The sequence below is a fragment of the Rhizobium sp. CAU 1783 genome, assembly GCF_054551725.1.
In genome coordinates this window covers 988,330-1,009,530 of the sequence record NZ_JBTOLM010000002.1, presented here as the reverse complement: position 1 = coordinate 1,009,530, position 21,201 = coordinate 988,330, and the positions used below count along the sequence as shown (strand labels likewise).

The window sequence follows — 21,201 nt, the reverse complement described above, 5'->3', positions numbered from 1 at the left end:
ATTTCATGGTTGCCACATAAAGTGGCAGCCTGAATTCATGAGACAGAAGGATCGAGCGCGCCGTGTATGGAGAGCAAATTGCCGAGAAACTCGCGGAACTTCGCGAGGACTCGGCGGCGCTGATCGCGGTCTATGATCCTGACGATCATCTCCGCTATGCGAACGCCGCTTTTCGCGACACCTATCATGTCGAACCGGGCGAATTCCCGACCTGGGCGGAACTGATGCGCCGCAACTGGCTTGCCGGACGCGGCGCCATCATTGCCCATCCCGACATGGAGGCATGGCTCGCCTCGGCCATTTCTCGACGCGGCAAGGTCAAGCACCGCGCCTTCGAGAGCGACCTCGTCGACGGACGCTGGCTGTGGATCGTCGAAACCGTTCACGCCGATGGCTGGATGCTGTTCCTCGCGACCGACATCACCGAGCTCAGGCGCGAGGAGCGCGAGCTGCGTCAGTTGCGCGACTTCGCCACCCGTGCCTCGCAGACCGACGAGCTCACGGAAATCTCCAACCGCCGCCACATGTGGTCGATGCTGGAGAACCTGCTGAGCGGCGAGCACGTCTCGGGATCGCGCGAAGGCTGCCTCTGCCTCTTCGACCTTGATTTCTTCAAGCAGATCAACGACCGCTACGGTCACCAGGCCGGTGACCGGGTTCTGATCGACTTTTCCCGCACGGTGCAAAACAGCATCCGATTGCGCGACGGTTTCGGCCGCATCGGTGGCGAGGAGTTCATGCTGCTGATGCCGGACACCTCGATTGCCAACGCCAAGAAAATCATCGAGCGGCTATTTGACGCCGTGCACCAGCGTCGCCCCTTGGGCAATGCACCGGACTTTTCCTACACGTTTTCGGCAGGCCTCGCCGAGATCCGGGCGGACGACACCGCCGAGGCGGTCTATTCTCGAGCTGATCTGGCACTCTATACGGCCAAGCACGAAGGCCGCGACCGGCTGACATTGGCAGCGTGACGCGGCAGGTCGGCGCCGCGCCCAATCCCGCAAAATGCCTCAGACGGCCTCGCGTTCGCGCAGTGCCTCGGCGGTCTCAAGGTCGACCGAGACCAGTTGGCTGACGCCCTGTTCGGCCATGGTGACGCCGAACAGGCGGTTCATGCGGGCCATGGTGATCGGGTTGTGGGTGATGATGACGAAACGGGTTTCGGTCGAGGCCGCCATTTCGTCCATCAGGTTGCAGTAGCGCTCGACATTGTGATCGTCGAGGGGCGCATCCACCTCGTCCAGCACGCAGATCGGCGCCGGATTTGTGAGGAACACCGCGAAGATCAGTGCCATGGCCGTCAGCGCCTGTTCGCCGCCCGAAAGCAGCGTCATGGTCTGCGGCTTCTTGCCCGGCGGACGGGCGAGGATTTCAAGACCGGCCTCGAGCGGATCCTCGCTCTCGATCAGCTGCAACTCGGCGGTTCCGCCGTTGAAGAGATGGGTGAAGAGCCGCTGGAACTGGGCGTTGACCACGTCGAAGGCAGCGATCAGGCGTTCGCGGCCCTCGCGGTTGAGGCTCTGGATTGCACCGCGCAGCTTCTTGATCGCATCGATGATGTCGTCGCGCTCCTTGATCAGCGCGGCCAACCGCTCGGACAGTTCCTTCTGTTCCTCCTCGGCTCGCAAGTTGACGGCGCCGAGGCGCTCGCGCTCGATGCGGAGCCGGTCGAGGTCGCGTTCGACCTCGCGCAGATCGGGGATTTCCGACGGGTCCTTGAGGCCGGTCAGGCGGAAGGCTTCGTGCGGGGGAACGGCGAGCGCCTCCTGAATTCGGGCTTCGGCCTCCTTGCGCCAGTCGCGGGCGGACACCAGGCGCTCTTCGGCGCGACCGCGCCTTTCGCGGCACTCGGCCAGTTCGGCGAGTGCGGCGGCAGCCTTCTGGTCGGCCTCGCGCTGCCGGCTTTCGGCTTCCACCAGCCGATCGGCCGCAGCCCGCCGGGCGGCTTCTGCCTTTTCCAGCTCGTTCATCAGAGCGCGGCGCTTCTCGTCGAATTCGTCGGGAGCGAGCTCCAGGCCGATCATCTCGTCCTGGGCCTCGGCCTCGCGGTCGCGCAGCGTCGCGATATGTTCCTCGGCGCTCAGCGCCCTAGTCTGCCAGGTGGAACGCTCCTGCCGGATCGCCAGCACCCGGCGGCGGCGGCTTTCGTCCTCACGGGCAAGCCCTTCGAAACGGGCACGCGTTTCCGCCAGGCGACCGCGATCGGTCGCGACCTCCGCCTCCGCCTCGCGCAGCCTAATGTCGAGGGCGGAGAGATCCGGGGTCTCCTCGATCTCGATGCGGGCGTTTTCCTCCTGCTCGAGCGCTTCCTCGATCTGGGCGTTCAGGCCGTTGACCGCCTCCTCGATGACGACGCGCCGACGGATCAGGTCGCCGGAGGCCCGCTCTGCCTGGGACAGCGCCTCGCGGGATTCGGCAAGATGGCGGACCGAAAGCCGCTGCATGTCGCGGGCTTCGGCAAGGCGGGTCTCCTCCATGCGGATCGCGTCGACCGCCTCGGCGAGCCGTTCCTCGGCTTCGCTCAGGGCATAAGCCGCCTCCTCGACCTCCGCCTCTATCTCCGTGAGGCGGTTCTTCTGGGCAAGGCGGAGGGCGGCCGCACTCGGGGCTTCCGAGCCGGTGACATGGCCGTCCCAGCGATAGACCGCTCCTTCTCGCGTTACCAGCCGCTGGCCGGGCAGAAGCTGCGGCATCAGGGCAAGCGCGGTGGCCGCATCGGCGACCACACCGATCTGGCGAAGCCGTCGGGTGAGCGCGGTCGGCGCCTTCACCCGGGAGAGCAAAACCTCGACGCCGGCAGGAAGCGTCGGATCGGAAGAACCGTCGCCATTGAGCAGCCAGTGGGCAGGAGCGGCCACGTCGAGCGGGCTGTCGAGATCGTCGCCCAAGGCGGCGCCGACGGCCGTCTCGAAACCGCGGTCGACGGTCAGTTCCTCGGCAACCGGCGCATAGTCTCCGGAAACGGCAGAGGCGAGCATGCGGGAGATGGTGCGCGCTTCGGTTTCGAGCGCGTTGAGCCTGGAGCGGGCTGCCTCGAGCGGCTGGCGCAGCAGACTTTCGGTGCGGCGGGCCTCGGCCAGGCTGCCCTCAATTTCGGCGGCGACGGCCTCGCTGTCGGCAAGCGCCTGTTCGGCCGCCTCGACCATCTCGCGCTTTTCCTCGGGATCGGGAAGGGCTGAAATGCGGTCGGCGACCTGTTGCAGCTCGCCATTCGCCTCCTCGACCTGACGGGCGAGACGCTGGCGGCGGTCGGCGAGATCGCGGATCAGGCGTTCCAGCTGGTTGCGGCCGGCAGCTGCCTCGGCCCGTTCGGAGGTGAGCGCAGCAAAGCGCTTCTCGCTTTCGGAAAGAGTCGCCGCCGCCGCCTCGAAGGCGATGCGGGCTTCTTCTCCGTAGCGACCGGAATCGGCAAGGATGTCCTCAAGCTCGGCTTCTTCCGAGGTCAGCCGCTCGATCACCTCGGCATTGTCGGCGACGAGGCGTTCCTCGCGACGTATGTCCTCGGCAAGCTGGGCCAGACGACGGGTCAGCTCGTCGCGGCGGCGAAGCAGGCGGCTCGCCTCTTCGTCGAGCTGGGTGCGGGCGATCTGCAGGCGCTGGAGAGCGGCGGCGGCGCGCGCTTCCTCCTCGCGCAGCTCCGGCATCTTGAGGCTGGCGATCCCTTGCGCCTTGGCGGCCTCCATCTGGGCCTGCGCCTTTTCGGCGACGATCGAGGTCGCTTGGTTGAGGGCGCTTTCCGCCTCGCCTTCGGCCTGCTTGGCCTGGCTCCAGCGGATGTGGAGCAAAATTGCCTCATGCGCCCGGATGTCGGCGGACAACATCTTGAAGCGGTTGGCCTGGCGGGCCTGGCGCTTCAGGCTCTCGATCTGGGTTTCGAGCTGGGCGGTGATGTCCTCCAATCGCTCCAGATTGGTCTCGGCGGCACGCAACCTCAGCTCCGCCTCATGCCGGCGCGAATGCAGGCCGGATATGCCGGCCGCCTCTTCGAGCAGCTGGCGCCGCGCCTGGGGTTTTGCCGCGATCAGCTCGCCGATGCGGCCCTGGCCGACCATCGAGGGCGAGCGGGCGCCGGTCGAGGCGTCGGCGAACAGGAGCTGCACATCCTTGGCGCGCGCTTCCTTGCCGTTGATGCGATAGACAGACCCCTCGCCGCGCTCGATGCGGCGCGTCACCTGGATCTCGTCGGCATCGTTGAAGGCGGCAGGCGCCGTGCGGTCGGCATTGTCTAGATAGAGGCCGACCTCGGCCGTGTTGCGGGCGGGACGGTTTCCGGACCCGGAGAAGATCACGTCGTCCATGCCGGACGCGCGCATGTTCTTGTAGGAGTTCTCCCCCATCACCCAGCGCAATGCCTCGACGAGGTTCGACTTGCCGCAGCCGTTCGGCCCGACGACGCCGGTCAGGCCGCGCTCGATGATGAATTCGGTCGGTTCGACGAAGGACTTGAAGCCAAGCAGGCGCAGGCGATTGAACTTCATGCGTTCACCATCGCCCGGGCCACAAACTGAAAAACGGGCGAGCGGGTTTCCCCGCCGCCCGTCGAAAAGTCGGTGCGCCGATCAGAGCAGGCTGTCGATGAGCGCCGACATGGTTTCAACCGACATGTCTCCCGAATAGCTCTTGCCGTTGATCAGGAAGGTCGGCGTCGACTGAATGCCGTAATCCTTGGCCGCGCGGTCCCTGACTGCCGTCACATCACCGGCAAGTTTCGCGTTCGTCAAGCAGGCGTCGAAGCTCTCCTGTGTAAAACCGCCGAGTTTCGACAGTTGCAGCATGGCGCCGCGAACATCGTTGTCCGCCGGGGCGGCCCAGCTCATCTGCTGCTTGAGGAACATCGAGACGAAGGGGAAGTAGCGGTCTTCCGGCGTGCAGCGCGCCAGCATGAAGGCGGCGAGCGATGCAGTGTCCTGCGGGAAGGGGAATTCGCGCAGCACGAAATAGACCTTGCCGCCGTCGACATACTTGGCCTTGATCGCGTCGAAGGTCTTGGCGTGGAAGTTCGCGCAATGCGGGCAGGTCATCGACATGTATTCGACGATCTTGACCGGTGCGTTCGGATCGCCGAGCGCCATTTCCTTGAGCGGACCGGGCTTCAGCACTTCGGCCATGTCGACGTCGCGGTCGGAGGTCGGCAGCTCGACCTTGGCGGCAGGGGCGGCGGGAGCGGCCGGCTCGGCGGCGGGGGCCGGCGTCTGGGTCTGGGCGGTTTCGGTCGCGGGTGCTGCGGTGCCGGTTTCGGCGGGCTTTGCAGCCTCGGCGGCCTTGTCGCCGTCGTCGCTGCAGGCGGCGAGCGCCATGCTCATGGCAACGAGAGCGACGCCGCCGAGCAGGCGGCGCTTGGTGAGGGACTGTTCGAGTATCGACATCAATGCACCCTGATGACTGTTTTGAAGTTGCCAACCGTTATATCGCCAGATGGCGGCAAACAAGGCGGTGGGGTAGCCGTTTCATCAAAGAATCGTGACTTCCGAACGGCTAAAGCATTAAATCTTCTTCATGTTCGCCGCGCGCTACTTGCGACGCTGCGACATCACACCCGTGCCGAGCCGTTCGATCGCCTGCCTGAGCTTGTCGTCGGTGATGCCTTCCATAAGGCCGGCGAGCTTCCTTGCCTTCTCACCCTCGAGCTTGCGGGGGCGAGATGGCTTCAGGGTGGCGACCGACACCGGCTTCTGGACGATGCGGATCTGGCCGATCGCCGGATAACCGAAAAAGCCGTTGATGCGAGCGATGAGTTCGCCCTGGGCGTGGCTCAAGAAGAGCGCGCGGGCCCCCTCGCAGGCGATCGTCAGCACGCCGGGCCGATGCCCGCCCTCGTCGCCCGGATCACCGCGGCGGGGCCAGGCGATCTTTTCCGGGCGCGAACAATCGGCGAAATTGTCGCCGGCGATCTCGTCCCAGGAACCGAGCAAGGCGGTCGTGATCCCGGCGCGACGGGCCAGCACCGGATCGATGATGCCGTTCGCCACCTCGGAGATCTGGATCACGCCTTTTCGCGGAGCACTCATGGAATACCGTGGAGCCTTTCACTCCGACCCTTGATCGGCGGGTCGATTTGTCCAGATATAAGGCACTTTCCCCCTCACCGGCAAACGAAGCGCGTGACAATCCATAAGAAACCCGCGGCAAGCGCCCTGCTTTCCTGGTACGACCGCCACCATCGCGAGCTTCCCTGGCGGATCTCGCCGGCGATGGCAGGGCGCGGCGTGAAGCCCGATCCCTATCACATCTGGCTCTCCGAGGTGATGCTGCAGCAGACCACGGTCGCGGCGGTGAAGGCCTATTTCGCCAAGTTCATCGCACTCTGGCCGAGCGTCGACGACCTGGCGAGGGCCCCTGCAGAGGACGTGATGGTCGCCTGGGCCGGGCTTGGATATTATGCGCGGGCCCGTAATCTGAAGAAATGCGCCGAGGCGGTTGCGGCCGACCATGGCGGGCGCTTCCCCGACACCGAGGAGGGGCTGAAGACCCTGCCCGGGATCGGCGACTACACGGCGGCTGCCGTGGCGGCGATCGCCTTCAACCGGCCGGCGGCAGTGATGGACGGCAATGTCGAACGGGTGATCTCGCGGCTTCACGCCATCGACGCGCCCCTGCCTGGCTCCAAGCCCCAGATGAAGGCAAAGGTCGCCGCGATGACGCCGGCCGACCGGCCGGGCGATTTCGCCCAGGCGATGATGGATCTGGGCGCGACGATCTGCACCCCGAAACGGCCGGCCTGCGCACTCTGTCCGTTCAACGACGCCTGCCTCGCACTTGCGACCGACGAGCCGGAGCGCTTTCCGGTCAAGGCGGCGAAGAAGGAGAAGCCGGTCCGGCAGGGCGCGGCCTTCATCGCCGTCGACGAGGACGGGCATCTGCTCCTGCGCCGCCGTCCGGACAGCGGCCTGCTGGGCGGCATGACCGAGGTGCCGACCACCGGCTGGACGGCACGGGTCGACGGCGAGACGGGCACCGATGCTGCCCCCTTCGCCGCCGACTGGCAGGCCTGCGGCACCGTCACCCATGTCTTCACCCATTTCGAGCTCAGGCTGGGGGTCTACCGGGTGCATCTCACGCGCACGGAGGCCGGCGACGTTCACGGCTTCTGGGCGCCGGTCACAAATCTTGACGCAGAGGCCCTGCCGACTGTCATGAAAAAAGCAATTGCGCAGGCTATTCCATCGGCCTTTTCGACAACCAAGGGATAAGACATGTCCGAGCCCATCCGCCACATCGTGTTCGACATCGGCAAGGTGCTGATCCACTACGATCCGAACCTGCCCTTCAGCCGGATCATTCCCGATGAGGCGGAACGTCGGTGGTTCTTCGAGAACGTCTGTACGCATGACTGGAACCTCGAACAGGACCGCGGCCGCGACTGGGCCGAGGCCGAGGCGCTGCTGATCGACCGGTTTCCGGAGCAGGAGGCGAACATCCGCGCCTTCCGGCAGAACTGGCACGAGATGGTGCCCCATGCCTACGAGGAGAGCGTCGCGATCATGACCGGCCTGATCGACGCCGGCTTCGACGTCACCATGCTGACCAACTTCGCCGCCGACACCTTCGTCGAGGCCCGGCGCATGTACCCGTTCCTCAACCTGCCGCGCGGCGTGACCGTCTCGGGCGAGATCGGCCTGCTCAAGCCGGATGTGGCGATCTACGAGCGCCACGCCAACGACTTCGGCCTCGAACCGGCAGCAGCGCTCTTCATCGACGACGTGAGCGCCAACGCCCAGGGCGCCCGCGACGCCGGCTGGCAGGCCGTGCAGTTCACCGGCGCCGACAAGCTCAAAGCAGATCTGCGGGAACTGGGCGTGGTGGTCTGAGGCTTCTATCCGGTCCGGGATTTACCAGGCATCTGGCGGTTGGCCCCCGTATGCTTCCAGGGCACGACCAGAAAAGATTCTGGCGCAGGAGGGAATGGCGGTCCCCTTCCTGCGCCAGTTCGACCGTCAAGACGGTCGAATTTGCAAATGCTTCCGGAGGCCGATGGCAAGGTCGTGCAGGACCATTGCCGGGACAACGCCGGGATCACATGATGGAAAACACCGTCAGGCCCTCAGGCCTTGCCGCCAGCTTTGGCGTCGTCCCCATGTTTCGCAGACATGATTAGGCGGCCCGGCTTGTCCGAAACTTTCGGCCGGGCGAAGATGGCATCATTGACAATTGGTATGTGCCGGCGCCGGGGCGGAGAGCCCTAGCGGCCGACATGCCCTTCCCGCCTCCGGAGCCATGATGCCCTTCGATCCCGTTGCCGCCGCCCGCCGTTTTCACGACGCCATCAATGCCCTCGACTTCGAGACGATCGAGGATTTCTTCGCGGAGGATGCCGTCTACGGCTCTGTGAAGGTCGGGGGTTTGAGCGGCCGGGACGACATCATGGCGGCCTTCCGCCGCTATTTTGCGACCTATCCCGACCAGGTCGCCGTCGACGAACTCACCGAGCAAGTGTCGCCGGTGGCGGCACGCGCCGTCTGGCGCCTGAAGGCAACAAATGCCGAGACTGGCGAGCCGCTGGTGCGCTTCGGCGAGGAAACGATCACCTTCAACGCCGAGGGCAAGATTATCTCGGTCGACGTCACCGACTACAAGGTGTGAAACGGGATGACGCCCGAAGCGTTTCCGCTCCGGGCGTCAAGGCTCTCCCGCCGGGACTAGAGGTACAAGACCGGCCGGAGAATTTCCGGACTGGCAAAGCTGGGCGGATCGTCAGTCCAGCTTTGCCAGCCCACTGCGGATGACGGCCCGGAGCTCGTCGATCGGGCGCAGGGAGTGCCCGTCATCGACATGCCAGAACGTCCATCCGTTACACGCATCAACGCCCTGCACCTTCGCGCCCAGGCGATGAATTGAACCAGCCTCGTTGCCCGAGGCGAGCGTGCCGTCGGCGCGCACGACCGCCGAATGGCGCCGCCGCGCGCAGGTGAGTACCTGGCCGGGCTTGACCAGGCCGCTTTCGAGAAGCGTGTTGAAGGCGACGCGCGGCTCGGCTTTCTTGCCCGTCAGAACCGTCAGTTCGGTCTTGCCGAGCGGGGTCACGCCGGCGATGCGGGCAGAGGCCGCATCGATATAGTCCTGTTCGCGCTCGATGCCGACGAAATGACGGCCGAGGCGTTTTGCCACCGCACCCGTGGTGCCGGAGCCGAAGAAGGGATCGAGCACGATGTCGCCCGGCTTGGTGGAGGCCATGATGACGCGGGCGAGCAGCGCTTCCGGCTTCTGGGTCGGATGAACCTTCTTGCCGTCGTCGCCCTTCAGGCGTTCGCCGCCGGAGCAGATCGGGAACAGCCAGTCGGAGCGCATCTGCACGTCGTCGTTCGACGCCTTCAGCGCATCGTAGTTGAAGGTGTAGCCCTTGGCCTTCGGATCGGGCGAGGCCCAGATCATCGTCTCGTGGGCGTTCTGGAAGCGACGGCCCTTGAAGTTCGGCATCGGGTTGGTCTTGCGCCAGACGATGTCGTTGAGGATCCAGAAATTGAGGTCCTGGAGCGTCGCGCCGACGCGGAAGATATTGTGGTAGGAGCCGATGACCCAAAGCGTGCCGGTCGGCTTCAGGACGCGGCGGCAGGCGAGCAGCCAGGCGCGGGTGAAGGCATCATAGGCCTCGAAGGAGGCGAACTGGTCCCATTCGTCGTCGCAGGCATCGACGAGGCTCTGGTCCGGGCGATGCAGCGCGCCGCCGAGCTGCAGATTGTACGGCGGATCGGCAAAGATCACGTCGACGGATTTGTCGGGGAGCGCTTCCAGCGCGGCGACGCAGTCGCCCTTGATGATGCTGTCGACCCAGGAGAACGGATCCGAAGAACGGCGAAGTTCGGCAAGCGGAAATACGGAAGCCATCGGTTACTCACTCTTACGCTGACGCAGCACGGGATAACGAGGCTTATGGTTACCGAACTTGGTTACCAAAGACTGAAGGGATCTTGAGAAAATCCATTGGCAACAGAGGTTTCGTGCCGAAGAGAGACGGAAGATGGTGAATCGCCAAGGGCGCCGGGAAAAGCACGAGGTGAAGATGAAGGCTGGGCAGTGCAGCTTCCCTCTTCTTCCCAGCGGGGAGAAGAGGCCCGAAGGGCCGATGAGGGGTAGAAGCGAAGCTTTTCTCGGGAAGCCCCCTTATCCGGCGCTGCGCGCCACCTTCTCCCTCAAGGGGCGAAGGACAGCCGTCACCTACCGGAGCACCCTCACCCCGAGATAGTCGGCATCGGCGACACCGTCGCAGAGGGCCGACCATTCGCAACCCGAACAGGCGGTGCGGATTTTGCCGGTTGCAAAGGTCTCTCGCAGGCGGGTGATCAGGCTTGCCGTCGGGGTGAGCCGCGTGCCGGGCGGCAGCGGCCCGCCGAGGAAGGCTGCGATCGCATCGCGCGCAGCCACATCGCGCTTGACGACTCCCTCCCCCAGGCAATGGCATTCGGCGTCGCCCAGGAGCGGTGCGCAGATATCGTCAGGGCCCTCGACGATCTCGATCTCTTCGCCGTCCGAAAGCCGCGCGGCGATATGTTCGTAGTTTTCGACGAAGGCCGGGGAATAGCCCCGGCCGACATAGGTCAGCAAGCAGAGCAGGTGATGGGCGCGAAGCCTGACCGTCATGACCTGCCCTGCCGCTCGCTCGGGGCCCAGCTCAGAGGTCGATGCGGGTCACGGCCCGTCGGCCGATCGCCATCAGCACGGCTGCGGCGAGCGCCGACTTCAGCACCGCACCAAGGACGAAGGGCGTGACGCCGAGGCTCAGGCCCTTCTCGACACCGATCAGATAGCTCAGCCACGCACCGCCGATGGCGAGGCAGACGAGGTTCGCCAGGAGATGCGCGGAGAAGCTCGCCACGACGCGCCTGCCGGTCCAGCCCTTTTCGGCGAGCAGGCCAGCAAGGGCGGCGATCAGCGGGAAGGAGGCGAGGTAGCCGGCGGTCGGACCGACGAAGGGGGCGAGCCCCGCCCCGCCATTGGCGAGAACGGGAAGCCCCATCATAGCTTCGCCGAGCCAGGCGAGGACCGTCAGGGCGCCGAGACGCCAGCCGTAAAGCACGCCGATCATGGTGAGCGCGAAGGTCTGCATGGTGATCGGAACCGGAACCATCGGCACGCTGACCTGCGAGGCCAGGGCCAGGACCGCCGTGCCGATCACAAGCAGGACCGACTGGACGGCAAGGGAACGATTCTCGATGCCGAGCGGATCGAAACGATGGGCAGAAGCAGACATGGATGTCATCACATTCTCCATTTTATAGATAATTTAATTCGCGACGAATCTTTTATCTATAAAATTCTGCAAGGCAAGCACTTGGAACGACGAAATCAGCCAGAAAACCGATCGAGACGGAGATGCAAACCGCAGGAGCCTGAAAAAAGCAAAGGGATTTCAGCCTCGTCCATCTAGGAAACGTGCGACAGTCCGCAGGCGTCGATTTTTTATCTATAATTTTTCGATCAGCCGACGATGGCGAAACCCTGGTCGTCACGGCCGCCGGTCTGAGGCATCGGCGCACGGCCGATCCACTGGACGTGGCGCTCGAGGATGCGGCAGGCCTCGCCGGCATCCCCGGCGCGCAGGGCGGCAAGAATCGCCCGGTGGTCGTGGTCGGTGCGGGCCTCCCAGGCGGCGCGCCAGGCGACGAAGAGAAACCGGGCGCTGACGGCATGCAGATCATCGATGACGGTGAGCAGGCGCGGCATGTCGCAGGTCGAGACGATCAGCCGGTGGAAGCGGCGGTTGGCCTCCTCCCAGGCCTGGACATCCCTGGCGGCATCGGCATCGGCGGCGGCCTGCTCCGCGGCATCGAGCACGGCGGGCGTCAAGTTGGGCGCCGCGTGCCTCAGCGCCAGAACCTCGAGCGCGGCACGCATCTCGGCGATCTCGCGGACCTGCTTGAGGTCGAAGGCGGCGACACGAACGCCGCGGCGCGGGATACTGACGACAAGGCCCTGTGCCTCCAGTCGCCGGAAGGCCTCACGGACGGGTACGTGGCTGGCGCCAAACTCCTCGGCAATGTGATCCTGGCCGAGGCGGGAACCGGGCAACAGCTCGCCATGGATGATCCGCTCCGCGAGGGCGCGGCTGATGCGGCTGGCGAGCGTGTTGTCCTGATCCTTTTCCATGGAACCTGCATAGTCAGCGTCGCGCGGCTTGTCGAGCGCACCCCAATGCGCCCCGCCGAGCGCTCCAGCCCAAAAACAGTCAGGCCGGGCAGCAAAAGGGGCATTTCAGAAAAACATAATTTACCAATGCCCGGGACAATCGACGACGGCCAACCGCCTGCGCGCAACGAGGGGTTCCTTGCGCGGGAGGTGGATGGCGTTCGCCGGGGCAGGTCCCGGCTTCGACCAATTCTTAGACTGGGGGATAAAGGGCATGTGCCTCGATTGCGAAACGACCGGCCTCAACCGCCGCAAACTGATGAAGCTCGCCGGTTTCGGCCTGGCCGCAGGCGCGCTTGCGTCGGGCGCCTCGGCCAACGAGCAGAAGAAGCCGGCCCACGAGCCTGAGCAGGCCGCAGAAGCCCACGGCGCGGACCCACACGCGGCCGAGGCCCCGGCAACGGAAACGCATGCGGCAGAAGCGCCGGCCGCTGCATCCCATGAGAGCGAAACCGCCGGCCTGACGCCGAAGCAGGCGCTTTCCAAGCTTCGTGAAGGCAATCGCCGATTCGTCGAGGATGCCAATGCTTGCGCCTCGAACCTCGCCCATCGTCGCGAGGAGCTGGCCGGCGGCCAGCATCCCTGGGCCATCGTCCTCACTTGTTCCGACAGCCGCGTGACGCCGGAGCTGATCTTCGGCGGCGTGACGCTCGGCGAACTCTTCGTCATCCGCAATGCCGGCAACGTGCTCGACACGAGTGCGCTCGGAACGATCGAATACGGGGCGGAGCATCTGCACGCGCCGCTGATCGTGGTGATGGGCCACAAGAAGTGCGGGGCGGTCGCGGCGGCCTGCGACGTGGTGCAGAAAGGGACCGAACTCGGCGGCTCGATCGGCAAGATGGTGCAGCCGATCCTGCCGGTCGCGCTTGCGGCACTGTTCAAGTCGGAGGACTTCGTCGGCCAGACCGTGCGCAACAATGCGGTTTCGGGTGCCGCGCGGATCATGCGCGAGAGCCCGATCGTCGCCCACCTCGTCGAGGAGGGCAAGGTCCGCATCGTGCCGGCCGTCTACGACATCGAGACCGGCGAGGTCGAGTTCATCAGCAAGGCGTGACCGGCAAGCCTTCAGCCGAGGGCCGCCCGGCTGTCGCCCGGCGCTTCATCGCGCTCGGCGAGGCCGTAGTCGCGAAGGACATGGGCGACGCGCAGGCGGTAGTCGGCAAAGACGCCGCCGCGCCCGGCGCGCTGGGCATCGCGATGCTCCTGCGTCTCGCGCCAGCGGCGAACGGCCTCCTCATCCCGCCAGAAGGACAGCGAGAGCAGCTTGCCCCGGATGGAGAGGCTCTCGAAGCGTTCGACCGAGATGAAGCCGTCCATCTGCTCGAGGCTCGCCCGCAATTCGCCGGCGAGATCGAGATAGCGGTGACGTTCGCCGACATAAGGCGTCACCTCGAAGATCACGGCGATCACGGTCGGATCCCCTTCGCAGGCTCGCCCGACACGCGCTTCACGAAAAGCCGGTCCTCTTCGAGAATGAAACGCTCGCGGGCGGCGAATTCGTAGTTTGCCCTGCCCAGTGGATCGGCGGCAAGGCGAGCGCGATAGGCCTCGTAGGCCGCAAGATCCTCGATATGGTAGATGCCGTAGGCGGTGGTGGCCGACCCCTCATGTGGGGCGAAATAGCCGACAAGCTCTGCCCCGCAGCGCGGGATCGCCTCACCCCAGTTGCGGGCATAGGCGGCGAACTGGTCGCGGGCGAAGGGATCGATCCGGTAACGGATAACACAGGTAATCATGGGGTCTCCTTTTCTGCGGCGACATCGACCGCCCCCTCTCCTCGCATATTGCCAGACGACGATGCTTCGATTACGATCGAAGCATGAGTGAAGGACCAGACATCGCGCGCCTTGCCGCCCTGATCGGCGACCCCGCCCGGGCGAACATGCTGCTCGCGCTGATGGACGGGCGGGCCCTGACGGCGACCGAGCTTGCCGGGGCGGCCGGCATCACCCTGCAGACGGCAAGCTCCCATCTTGCGAAACTCGAGGAGGGCGGGCTGCTTACCCAGCGCAAGCAGGGGCGGCACCGCTATTTCACGCTGGCCGATCCGGCCGTCGGCCGGATGATCGAGGGGCTGATGGGCTTTGCGGCAAGCCGCGGCCATGTGCGCCACCGGGCGGGGCCCAAAGAGCCGGCGCTGCGAAAGGCGCGTATCTGCTACGATCACCTCGCCGGCGACTACGGGGTGCGGATGCTCGACAGCCTGCGCGCGTCCGGCGCGATTGCCGGCGACGAGGAGCATCCGCAACTGACCGCCGCCGGCGATGTTCTGATGGCGAGCCACGGCATCGACGTCGACGGACTGAAAGCGCTGCGCCGGCCGCTCTGCCGCGCCTGCCTCGACTGGAGCGAACGGCGCCACCACCTTTCCGGATCGCTCGGCAAGGCGCTGCTCGACCACATGCTCGACAAGGGCCATGCCCGGCGCGAGGCCGGCAGCCGGATCGTCGCCTTTTCACCGGAAGGCGAGCGGCGATTTGCGGCCATGTTTCCCCTCGCCTGACTGATATCCTCCAGCCAATGCAGCGTCCCGACTGAAACCGCTCGGAGCGGGGTCGACACCACTTGCAAAGAAACCGACCAGACGGTATCTTTGTTGACAGTTATATCTGCCCCCCGAGAGTTTTCCATGAATGCCATGCTCATCAACTACGCCTCGCTTGCCGCCGCCATCGTGTTCGAGGTGATCGGCACGACCTTCCTGCAGAAGTCCGAGCAGTTCAGCAGGCTCGTGCCGACAGGGGCCATGGTGTTCTTCTACGTGATTTCCTTCTATCTCCTGTCGCAGGCCTTGAAGGGGCTTCCGCTCGGTGTCGCCTATGCGATGTGGAGTGGGCTCGGCATCGTCTTGACGGCGATCGTCGGCATCGTGGTGTTCAAGCAGTGGCTGGACCTTCCGGCCCTTGCCGGCATGGGGCTGATCATCGCGGGCGTGGTCGTGATGAACGCATTCTCCAGCTCGGTCTCGCACTGACCATGGCGACGGCGCACCATCGCAAGAAGGAACCCGACAAGGTTCGCCGCTCGCTGATCGAGCGGACGGCCAAGCTCGCGCTCGACCAGGGACCGGCGGCGATTACCATCCAGGCCGTCGCAGAGGCGGCGGGCGTGACCAAGGGCGGGCTGCTGCACCACTTTTCGAGCAAGCAGGCTCTGATTGAGGCGGTGTTCGACGACCTCCTCAAACAGTTCAGTGACGAGATCGACCGCTTCATGGCGGACGATCCGGAACCGCTCGGCCGGTTCACCCGCGCCTATGTCCGCGCCGCCTTTGCCGACCACAAGCTCGGAACCCGCAGCCCGTGGGCGGCCCTTTCGGCGACGACGATCTTCGATCCCGCGATGCGGCGACAGTGGTCGGACTGGCTCGACGCCCGCCTCGAAGCCCATAGTGCAACCGACAGCAACCCGCGCCTGGAGATCGTCAGACTTGCGGCCGATGGTGTCTGGATGGCCGACCTGATGGGCCAGGGGCGCCCGGTGACCCGCGATCTGTCGCATCTCGAACCGCAATTGCTGGCGCTCGCTTCCGAAAAGTAAGGCGCCGCCGGCCCCCTCGCCGCATCTGCCGGATTGTCCTTTGTCAGCTCATCGTGTAGGTCAGGCCCTCTCCCAGGACGACAGAATGGATTTCACCATATGAGCGGTTTCGACCTCACCATCTTCGATTGCGACGGCGTGCTCGTCGATTCCGAGATCATCGCGGCCAAGGTCGAATCCAAGCTGCTCAACGAGGCGGGTTACCCGATCTCGGTCGAGGAAATGGGCGAACGCTTCGCCGGCATGACCTGGAAGAACATCCTTCTGACGGTCGAACAGGAAATCGACATTCCGCTCTCGGCCAGCCTGCTCGACAAGTCGGAAGCCCTGCTCGACCAGCGGCTCGCCCGCGAGGTGAAGATCATCGAGGGCGTGCAGTTCGCGCTCGCCCGCCTCAAGGGGCCGCGCTGCATCTGCTCCAACTCGTCGTCCAGCCGGCTGGACATGATGCTGACCAAGGTCGGCCTGAAGCCGTTCTTCGCCCCGCATATCTATTCGGCCAAGGATCTCGGTGCCGACCGGGTCAAGCCGAAGCCGGACATCTTCCTGCACGGTGCCGCCCAGTTCAACGTTTCGCCGTCGAGATGCGTCGTGATCGAGGATTCTGTGCACGGGGTCCATGCGGCGCGCGCCGCAGGCATGCGGGTCATCGGCTTCACCGGTGCGTCGCATACCTATCCGTCACATGCCGACCGGCTGACCGACGCAGGCGCGGAAACCGTGATCGCGCGGATGAACGACCTGCCGGCGGTCGTCGCCGCGATGGAAAGCTGGGCCGGCGTCGCCTGACGCCAAAACCTGACGCCTGGCGACAGGCCGCCGGGACGGCCGAGCGTCGGCCGCCGTCGCGGACCGGTTTCAGATTTTCAGACTGAGCGCCGCTGGCAGAACCTCGACCGACAGGCGGCGATAGGCGATCGCCTCGCCGTCGGCCTCGACCGACAGCGCCTCGCCCGGCAGCGGTTCGATCTCGATCGAGCGCCCCTTGTGGAAGCTGATCAGCGGGTGGCCGACATGGGACGCCGAATAGAGCCGCGCGAGTATGCCGAGCACGCCAATCCGGCCCGCGCCGTGGAGCACGCCGACATCGAGCATTCCGTCGGCGAGATCGGCAAAGGGCACGACATGCATGCCGCCTCCGAACCAGGCACCGTTGGCGATCGCGGCAACCGTGACCGGGCCGGCAAAGACCTCCTCGCCATCGACCACGACCCGCGCACCCTGCGCGCGATAACGCAGGATCCCGGCGATCGAGGCGAGCAGGAAGCGAGCGGAACCATTGGCCAATCGCCGTTCGCGGTTATTGACGGCGCGGACGATCTCGCCGGAGACCCCGGCGCTGGCGATGTTGACGAAATGACGCTCGAGGGCCTGGCCATCGGCCAGGGGCGCGCGGATCCGGGCGACGTCGATGCGGCGTGGCGCGGCCTCCGCGATCCGCCGCAGCAGGGCATCCGGTTCGTGTGGCAGGGCGAAGTTCCGTGCGAAATCGCATCCGGTGCCGGTCGGCAGGAAGGAGAACAGGGTGTCCGGCCGGGAGGAACGCATGATTCCGTCGACGACCTCGCCGATCGTCCCGTCGCCGCCGACCGCGATGATCCAGTCGAAACCCTTTTTGACGAGTTCGACGGCGAGTGGCCCGGCCTCGCCGCCCGTGCTCGTCTCGCGCACGACGGCGCCCGGCAGATAGGTGGCCAGGAGCGGATCGATACCATGCCATAACCGCGCTCCGGAACGGCCTCCGGAGACGGGATTCCTGATAATCGCGATGTTCACCCATGCCCCCCGGCATCTGGTGTTATCGTCCGTTGACGAGAACGGACGCCCTTGCATTTCATCGGTGATGTGCGGATTGCGGCAGACGCCTAAGCCGGATCACTTCTTCTTCTTGACCGGACCTTCGTCGAAGCCGATGTGCACCTTGGTGAGACCGCCGACATCGCCGGGGATGGTCACGTCCTTGGTGAAGACGAACTGGGTTGCCTGGGCAACGTCCGCGATCGTGACCGGGAACTGGGTCAGCTCCGAATAGAGGACCTTGTCGCCATCGGTGACGGCCACGCGGATCGGCAGGTTGACCGGTCCAGCCTTGCCTTCGGGACCGGCAACGAGACGGCCCTGGACCATGGCGGTGACCGTCATCGTCGTGTCGCTGCGGGCGCAGGAACGCGTGGTGTCGGCGAGCGACGCCTGGTAGACGACCTTGGCCGGATCGTCCTGGCCACCCTTGGCGTAGACGCGGTGATAGGCGGTGCCGTCCCGCAGCGCGATCGTCGGGCAGAAACCCTGGACCATCGGGGCGGCAGCGGTCGCCGGAGCGGCTGCCGGCTTGTCGGCGGCCGAGCTCAGCGCTCCACCCGGATTGCCGGCGTTGCAGCCTGCAAGAACCATCAACAAGGATGCGGCCAAGATCCCGCGGGACACCTTAACTGACACGATACTCCACCTTCCGGATTGCTGGCTTCAGCGAAGCCAAAAGCCATTCGAATTGAGGCTTTTCATGCCCCTTGTCTGTGGTCTATACCAGCGGCGCAGCGAAAAATCGATTGGGTAGCCAGTGTTTTGGTTTAATTTTCAACGCCTCGAGAGCATCGATGCCGCGGCCCCGCCGCAGGCGGCGCGATCCTCGTCGGCCCGATTGCGAACTCAGACGGCCCCATTCGTCGCGAAAAGAATATTGACCATCCTCCAAACGGCATAATCTCGGCGCGTCGAACATAGCCGCCCATCTTCACCATCAAGGACAAGCATCGTGGACTACATCTCGACCCGCGGAGAGGCTGAAAGCCTCGGCTTCTGTGACGCACTTCTGGCCGGACTTGCCCGCGACGGCGGCCTCTATGTGCCGCGCAAGTGGCCACAGCTGAAGAAGAAGGACATCCGGGCGCTGCGCGGCAAGACCTATCAGGAAGTCGCCTTCGAGGTGCTCTATCCGTTCACCGGCGGCGAGATCGAGGCGGACCTCTTCCGTTCGATGATCGACGAGGCCTACGCCACCTTCCGCCATCCGGCGGTCGCGCCCCTCGTCCAGACCGGCCCGAACTCCTACGTGCTCGAACTCTTCCACGGCACGACGCTGGCGTTCAAGGACGTCGCCATGCAGCTCCTCGCACGGCTGATGGACCATGCGCTGGCCCAGCGGGGGGAACGCGCGACGATTGTCGGCGCGACCTCGGGCGACACCGGTGGCGCGGCCATCGACGCCTTTGCCGGACGTGCCCGCACCGACGTCTTCATCCTCTTTCCGCACGAGAAGGTCTCGCCCGTCCAGCAGCGCCAGATGACAACCTCGAAGGCGGAGAACGTGCATGCGCTCGCCATCAAGGGCAACTTCGACGACTGCCAGAACCTGGTAAAGGAGATGTTCAACGACAGCGCCTTCCGCGACACCTACAAGATCTCCGGCGTCAACTCGATCAACTGGGCCCGCATCATGGCGCAGGTGGTCTACTACTTCACCGCCGCGCTTTCGCTTGGCGCGCCGGACCGCAAGGTCTCCTTCACCGTGCCGACCGGCAACTTCGGCGACATCTTCGCCGGCTACGTCGCCAAGAAGATGGGTCTGCCGATCGACAAGCTGGTGATCGCCACCAACGAGAACGACATCCTGGCGCGCACGCTGAAGACCGGCCGCTACGAGATGAAGGGCGTCTCCGCGACCACCTCGCCGTCGATGGACATCCAGATCTCGTCGAACTTCGAACGCCTGCTGTTCGAAGCCTATGACCGTGACGACAGCGCCATCCGCTCGGCCATGCGCAGCCTCAAGCAGTCCGGCGGGTTCGAGATCAAGCCGGATGCCCTGAAGGCGATCCGCAAGGAGTTCCGCGCGGCCCGCGCCAGCGAGAAGCAGGTGGCGACGACCATCCGCAACACGCTTGCCGAGACCGGATACCTGCTCGATCCGCACACCGCCGTCGGTGTCTTTGTCGCGGCGAAATTCGAGAAGCCGTCGAGCCCGATGGTGACGCTTTCCACGGCGCATCCGGCGAAATTCCCCGCCGCGGTAAAATCGGCCTGCGGTATTGACCCGGCGCTTCCCTCGTGGCTTGCTGACCTGATGAACAGGGAGGAGCGCTTCGACATTCTGGATGCGGACCTTAAAGCCGTCGAAACCTTTGTCGGCAAACATGCCCGCCAGGATAACTGAGATGCGCAGAAAGTCGGATCTATGACTGTTGAGTGTACCCGCCTGCCCTCCGGGCTGACGGTCGTGACGGAGACGATGCCACACCTTGAAAGCGTGGCGCTCGGGACCTGGATCAAGTCCGGCGCCCGCGACGAGACGGAAGGCGAGCATGGCATCGCCCACCTGCTCGAGCACATGGCTTTCAAGGGAACAAACAAGCGTTCCGCCCGGCAGATCGCCGAGGAAATCGAGAATGTCGGCGGCGAACTCAACGCCGCCACCTCGACCGAGACGACATCCTATTACGCGCGGATACTGAAAGACGACGTGCCGCTGGCAGTCGACATTCTCGCCGACATCCTCACCGATTCCGTCTTCGACGAGGAAGAACTCGCCCGCGAGAAGCACGTCATCCTGCAGGAGATCGGCGCGGCCAACGACACCCCGGACGATGTGGTGTTCGACCGCTTTTCCGAACTCGCCTATGCCGGCCAGCCGCTCGGCCGGCCGATCCTCGGCACGCCCGACACCGTTCAATCCTTCTCCAGCGAGGAGATCCGCGCCTATCTCGACCGCAACTACACGACCGACCGGATGTTCGTGGTGGCGGCGGGTGCGGTCGATCACGACTCCTTCGTCAAGCAGGTCGAGCAGCGCTTCTCGTCGCTGCGGCAGAAGCCGGATGTCAGCCCGGTCGCTCCGGCGGCACGCTATACCGGCGGCGAGGCCCGCGAAGAACGCGACCTGATGGACGCGCAGGTGCTGATCGGCTTCGAGGGCCGCGCCTATCATGCGCGCGACTTCTACGCCTCGCAGATCCTCGCCAACATCCTCGGCGGCGGCATGTCCTCGCGGCTGTTCCAGGAGGTCCGGGAGATCCGCGGCCTGTGCTACTCGATCTATGCCTTCCACTGGGGCTTTTCCGACAGCGGCATCTTCGGCATCCATGCCGCGACCGGCGGCGAGAACCTGCCGGAGCTCGTCCCCGTCATCATCGACGAGCTGCGCAAGGCCTCTCAGTCGATCGACCGCCAGGAGATCGACCGGTCGCGTGCCCAGGTGCGCGCGCAGCTCCTGATGGGCCAGGAAAGCCCGGCAGCGCGCGCCGGCCAGATCGCTCGCCAGATGATGCTTTACGGCCGTCCGATCTCCAACCAGGAGATGATGGAACGTCTCGCCGGCATCACGCCGGAACGACTGACGGACCTTGCCGGACGGCTGTTCTTCGAGACCACGCCGACGCTTTCGGCGATCGGCCCGCTCGAACATCTCGCCCCGATGGAGGAGATCGCAGGCGCGCTTTCCCCCAAAGGGGGTTCACCGCTCAAGGCGGCCGGCTGACGCCGCCCTTGGCTTGACGGACAACGAAAGACCGGCGGACATCCGTCCACCGGGTTGGCTTGGGG

22 protein-coding genes are annotated in these 21,201 nt (G+C 65.2%); 11 read left to right on the top strand and 11 right to left on the bottom strand.

Annotated elements, in window-relative coordinates; all coding sequences use genetic code 11:
• Positions 1-62 precede the first annotated feature (62 nt).
• Positions 63-974: a sensor domain-containing diguanylate cyclase gene (locus ACX93L_RS11615; RefSeq protein ID WP_459404973.1), complete on the top strand. Its 912-nt coding sequence runs from the start codon at positions 63-65 to the stop codon at positions 972-974.
• A 39-nt stretch (positions 975-1,013) separates the two neighbouring features.
• On the opposite strand, the gene ACX93L_RS11610 is transcribed toward ACX93L_RS11615, so the two are convergent.
• From ACX93L_RS11610 to ACX93L_RS11600, 3 genes are all read right to left on the bottom strand, one after another.
• Positions 1,014-4,481 carry a chromosome segregation SMC family protein gene (locus tag ACX93L_RS11610; protein ID WP_459404972.1) on the bottom strand — a complete coding sequence of 1,156 codons (3,468 nt, stop codon included), beginning with the start codon at positions 4,479-4,481 and terminating at the stop codon, positions 1,014-1,016.
• Between the two features lie 81 nt (positions 4,482-4,562).
• Complete coding sequence (locus ACX93L_RS11605) at positions 4,563-5,369, bottom strand: DsbA family protein (protein WP_459404971.1); 807 nt, start codon at positions 5,367-5,369, stop codon at positions 4,563-4,565.
• A gap of 144 nt (positions 5,370-5,513) precedes the next feature.
• Positions 5,514-6,011 carry a DUF721 domain-containing protein gene (locus ACX93L_RS11600; RefSeq protein ID WP_459404970.1) on the bottom strand — a complete coding sequence of 166 codons (498 nt, stop codon included), beginning with the start codon at positions 6,009-6,011 and terminating at the stop codon, positions 5,514-5,516.
• 93 nt (positions 6,012-6,104) lie between these two features.
• Here ACX93L_RS11600 and mutY point away from each other — a divergent pair, with 93 nt between their 5' ends.
• From mutY to ACX93L_RS11585, 3 genes are all read left to right on the top strand, one after another.
• Positions 6,105-7,193, top strand: coding sequence for an A/G-specific adenine glycosylase (gene mutY, locus ACX93L_RS11595; protein ID WP_459404969.1), 1,089 nt, complete (start codon positions 6,105-6,107; stop codon positions 7,191-7,193).
• A 3-nt stretch (positions 7,194-7,196) separates the two neighbouring features.
• Positions 7,197-7,811, top strand: a complete 615-nt coding sequence (locus tag ACX93L_RS11590) for an HAD family hydrolase (protein ID WP_459404968.1) — start codon at positions 7,197-7,199, stop codon at positions 7,809-7,811.
• A gap of 409 nt (positions 7,812-8,220) precedes the next feature.
• The gene (locus ACX93L_RS11585) at positions 8,221-8,583 is read left to right on the top strand and encodes a nuclear transport factor 2 family protein (RefSeq protein ID WP_459404967.1); all 363 of its coding nucleotides are present in this window, start codon (positions 8,221-8,223) and stop codon (positions 8,581-8,583) included.
• Positions 8,584-8,694: 111 nt separating this feature from the next.
• On the opposite strand, the gene ACX93L_RS11580 is transcribed toward ACX93L_RS11585, so the two are convergent.
• The 4 genes from ACX93L_RS11580 to ACX93L_RS11565 form a co-directional block, all read right to left on the bottom strand.
• Positions 8,695-9,825, bottom strand: coding sequence for a DNA methyltransferase (locus ACX93L_RS11580; protein WP_459404966.1), 1,131 nt, complete (start codon positions 9,823-9,825; stop codon positions 8,695-8,697).
• 330 nt (positions 9,826-10,155) lie between these two features.
• Entirely contained in the window at positions 10,156-10,578 is a 423-nt protein-coding gene (locus ACX93L_RS11575; RefSeq protein ID WP_459404965.1) for a DUF1284 domain-containing protein, read from the bottom strand.
• A gap of 31 nt (positions 10,579-10,609) precedes the next feature.
• On the bottom strand, positions 10,610-11,197 hold the full coding sequence (locus ACX93L_RS11570; RefSeq protein WP_459404964.1) for a biotin transporter BioY: 588 nt from the start codon (positions 11,195-11,197) through the stop codon (positions 10,610-10,612).
• Between the two features lie 218 nt (positions 11,198-11,415).
• Positions 11,416-12,084 (bottom strand): GntR family transcriptional regulator, encoded by a 669-nt coding sequence (locus tag ACX93L_RS11565; protein ID WP_459404963.1) that lies wholly within the window; start codon positions 12,082-12,084, stop codon positions 11,416-11,418.
• Between the two features lie 253 nt (positions 12,085-12,337).
• On the opposite strand from ACX93L_RS11565, the gene ACX93L_RS11560 reads away from it, so the two are divergent.
• The gene (locus ACX93L_RS11560) at positions 12,338-13,180 is read left to right on the top strand and encodes a carbonic anhydrase (RefSeq protein WP_459404962.1); all 843 of its coding nucleotides are present in this window, start codon (positions 12,338-12,340) and stop codon (positions 13,178-13,180) included.
• A gap of 11 nt (positions 13,181-13,191) precedes the next feature.
• Here the strand turns inward: ACX93L_RS11560 and ACX93L_RS11555 are convergent, their stop codons facing one another.
• The gene (locus ACX93L_RS11555) at positions 13,192-13,536 is read right to left on the bottom strand and encodes an antibiotic biosynthesis monooxygenase family protein (protein WP_459404961.1); all 345 of its coding nucleotides are present in this window, start codon (positions 13,534-13,536) and stop codon (positions 13,192-13,194) included.
• On the bottom strand, positions 13,533-13,862 hold the full coding sequence (locus ACX93L_RS11550) for an NIPSNAP family protein (protein ID WP_459404960.1): 330 nt from the start codon (positions 13,860-13,862) through the stop codon (positions 13,533-13,535). Before ACX93L_RS11550 ends, ACX93L_RS11555 begins: the two co-directional genes overlap by 4 nt.
• 83 nt (positions 13,863-13,945) lie before the next feature.
• Between ACX93L_RS11550 and ACX93L_RS11545 the strand changes: the two genes are divergently transcribed.
• The 4 genes from ACX93L_RS11545 to ACX93L_RS11530 all read left to right on the top strand — a co-directional run bounded on the left by ACX93L_RS11545 (position 13,946) and on the right by ACX93L_RS11530 (position 16,455).
• Entirely contained in the window at positions 13,946-14,629 is a 684-nt protein-coding gene (locus ACX93L_RS11545) for an ArsR/SmtB family transcription factor (protein ID WP_459404959.1), read from the top strand.
• Positions 14,630-14,755: 126 nt separating this feature from the next.
• Entirely contained in the window at positions 14,756-15,100 is a 345-nt protein-coding gene (locus ACX93L_RS11540; protein WP_459404958.1) for a DMT family transporter, read from the top strand.
• A 2-nt stretch (positions 15,101-15,102) separates the two neighbouring features.
• Positions 15,103-15,666, top strand: a complete 564-nt coding sequence (locus ACX93L_RS11535) for a TetR/AcrR family transcriptional regulator (RefSeq protein ID WP_459404957.1) — start codon at positions 15,103-15,105, stop codon at positions 15,664-15,666.
• Between the two features lie 99 nt (positions 15,667-15,765).
• On the top strand, positions 15,766-16,455 hold the full coding sequence (locus tag ACX93L_RS11530) for an HAD family hydrolase (RefSeq protein ID WP_459404956.1): 690 nt from the start codon (positions 15,766-15,768) through the stop codon (positions 16,453-16,455).
• Between the two features lie 69 nt (positions 16,456-16,524).
• Here ACX93L_RS11530 and ACX93L_RS11525 read toward each other — a convergent pair whose 3' ends face one another.
• Positions 16,525-17,442 carry a diacylglycerol/lipid kinase family protein gene (locus ACX93L_RS11525; RefSeq protein ID WP_459404955.1) on the bottom strand — a complete coding sequence of 306 codons (918 nt, stop codon included), beginning with the start codon at positions 17,440-17,442 and terminating at the stop codon, positions 16,525-16,527.
• Between the two features lie 99 nt (positions 17,443-17,541).
• Positions 17,542-18,102 carry a hypothetical protein gene (locus ACX93L_RS11520; protein WP_459404954.1) on the bottom strand — a complete coding sequence of 187 codons (561 nt, stop codon included), beginning with the start codon at positions 18,100-18,102 and terminating at the stop codon, positions 17,542-17,544.
• Between the two features lie 316 nt (positions 18,103-18,418).
• Here ACX93L_RS11520 and thrC point away from each other — a divergent pair, with 316 nt between their 5' ends.
• The gene (gene thrC, locus ACX93L_RS11515) at positions 18,419-19,816 is read left to right on the top strand and encodes a threonine synthase (protein ID WP_459404953.1); all 1,398 of its coding nucleotides are present in this window, start codon (positions 18,419-18,421) and stop codon (positions 19,814-19,816) included.
• A 21-nt stretch (positions 19,817-19,837) separates the two neighbouring features.
• Entirely contained in the window at positions 19,838-21,136 is a 1,299-nt protein-coding gene (locus tag ACX93L_RS11510) for a M16 family metallopeptidase (RefSeq protein WP_459404952.1), read from the top strand.
• Positions 21,137-21,201: the final 65 nt, after the last annotated feature.

Excerpts from the sequence above, each read along its gene's own strand:
- ACX93L_RS11605 (WP_459404971.1), bottom strand. The coding sequence starts at position 5,369 with ATGTCGATACTCGAACAGTCCCTCACCAAGCGCCGCCTGCTCGGCGGC.
- ACX93L_RS11600 (WP_459404970.1), bottom strand. The coding sequence starts at position 6,011 with ATGAGTGCTCCGCGAAAAGGCGTGATCCAGATCTCCGAGGTGGCGAAC.
- ACX93L_RS11585 (WP_459404967.1), top strand. The coding sequence starts at position 8,221 with ATGCCCTTCGATCCCGTTGCCGCCGCCCGCCGTTTTCACGACGCCATC.
- ACX93L_RS11565 (WP_459404963.1), bottom strand. The coding sequence starts at position 12,084 with ATGGAAAAGGATCAGGACAACACGCTCGCCAGCCGCATCAGCCGCGCC.
- ACX93L_RS11560 (WP_459404962.1), top strand. The coding sequence starts at position 12,338 with ATGTGCCTCGATTGCGAAACGACCGGCCTCAACCGCCGCAAACTGATG.
- ACX93L_RS11550 (WP_459404960.1), bottom strand. The coding sequence starts at position 13,862 with ATGATTACCTGTGTTATCCGTTACCGGATCGATCCCTTCGCCCGCGAC.
- ACX93L_RS11530 (WP_459404956.1), top strand. The coding sequence starts at position 15,766 with ATGAGCGGTTTCGACCTCACCATCTTCGATTGCGACGGCGTGCTCGTC.
- ACX93L_RS11545 (WP_459404959.1), top strand. The coding sequence starts at position 13,946 with ATGAGTGAAGGACCAGACATCGCGCGCCTTGCCGCCCTGATCGGCGAC.
- ACX93L_RS11535 (WP_459404957.1), top strand. The coding sequence starts at position 15,103 with ATGGCGACGGCGCACCATCGCAAGAAGGAACCCGACAAGGTTCGCCGC.
- ACX93L_RS11610 (WP_459404972.1), bottom strand. The coding sequence starts at position 4,481 with ATGAAGTTCAATCGCCTGCGCCTGCTTGGCTTCAAGTCCTTCGTCGAA.
- ACX93L_RS11540 (WP_459404958.1), top strand. The coding sequence starts at position 14,756 with ATGAATGCCATGCTCATCAACTACGCCTCGCTTGCCGCCGCCATCGTG.
- ACX93L_RS11590 (WP_459404968.1), top strand. The coding sequence starts at position 7,197 with ATGTCCGAGCCCATCCGCCACATCGTGTTCGACATCGGCAAGGTGCTG.
- ACX93L_RS11580 (WP_459404966.1), bottom strand. The coding sequence starts at position 9,825 with ATGGCTTCCGTATTTCCGCTTGCCGAACTTCGCCGTTCTTCGGATCCG.
- ACX93L_RS11510 (WP_459404952.1), top strand. The coding sequence starts at position 19,838 with ATGACTGTTGAGTGTACCCGCCTGCCCTCCGGGCTGACGGTCGTGACG.
- ACX93L_RS11575 (WP_459404965.1), bottom strand. The coding sequence starts at position 10,578 with ATGACGGTCAGGCTTCGCGCCCATCACCTGCTCTGCTTGCTGACCTAT.
- ACX93L_RS11570 (WP_459404964.1), bottom strand. The coding sequence starts at position 11,197 with ATGACATCCATGTCTGCTTCTGCCCATCGTTTCGATCCGCTCGGCATC.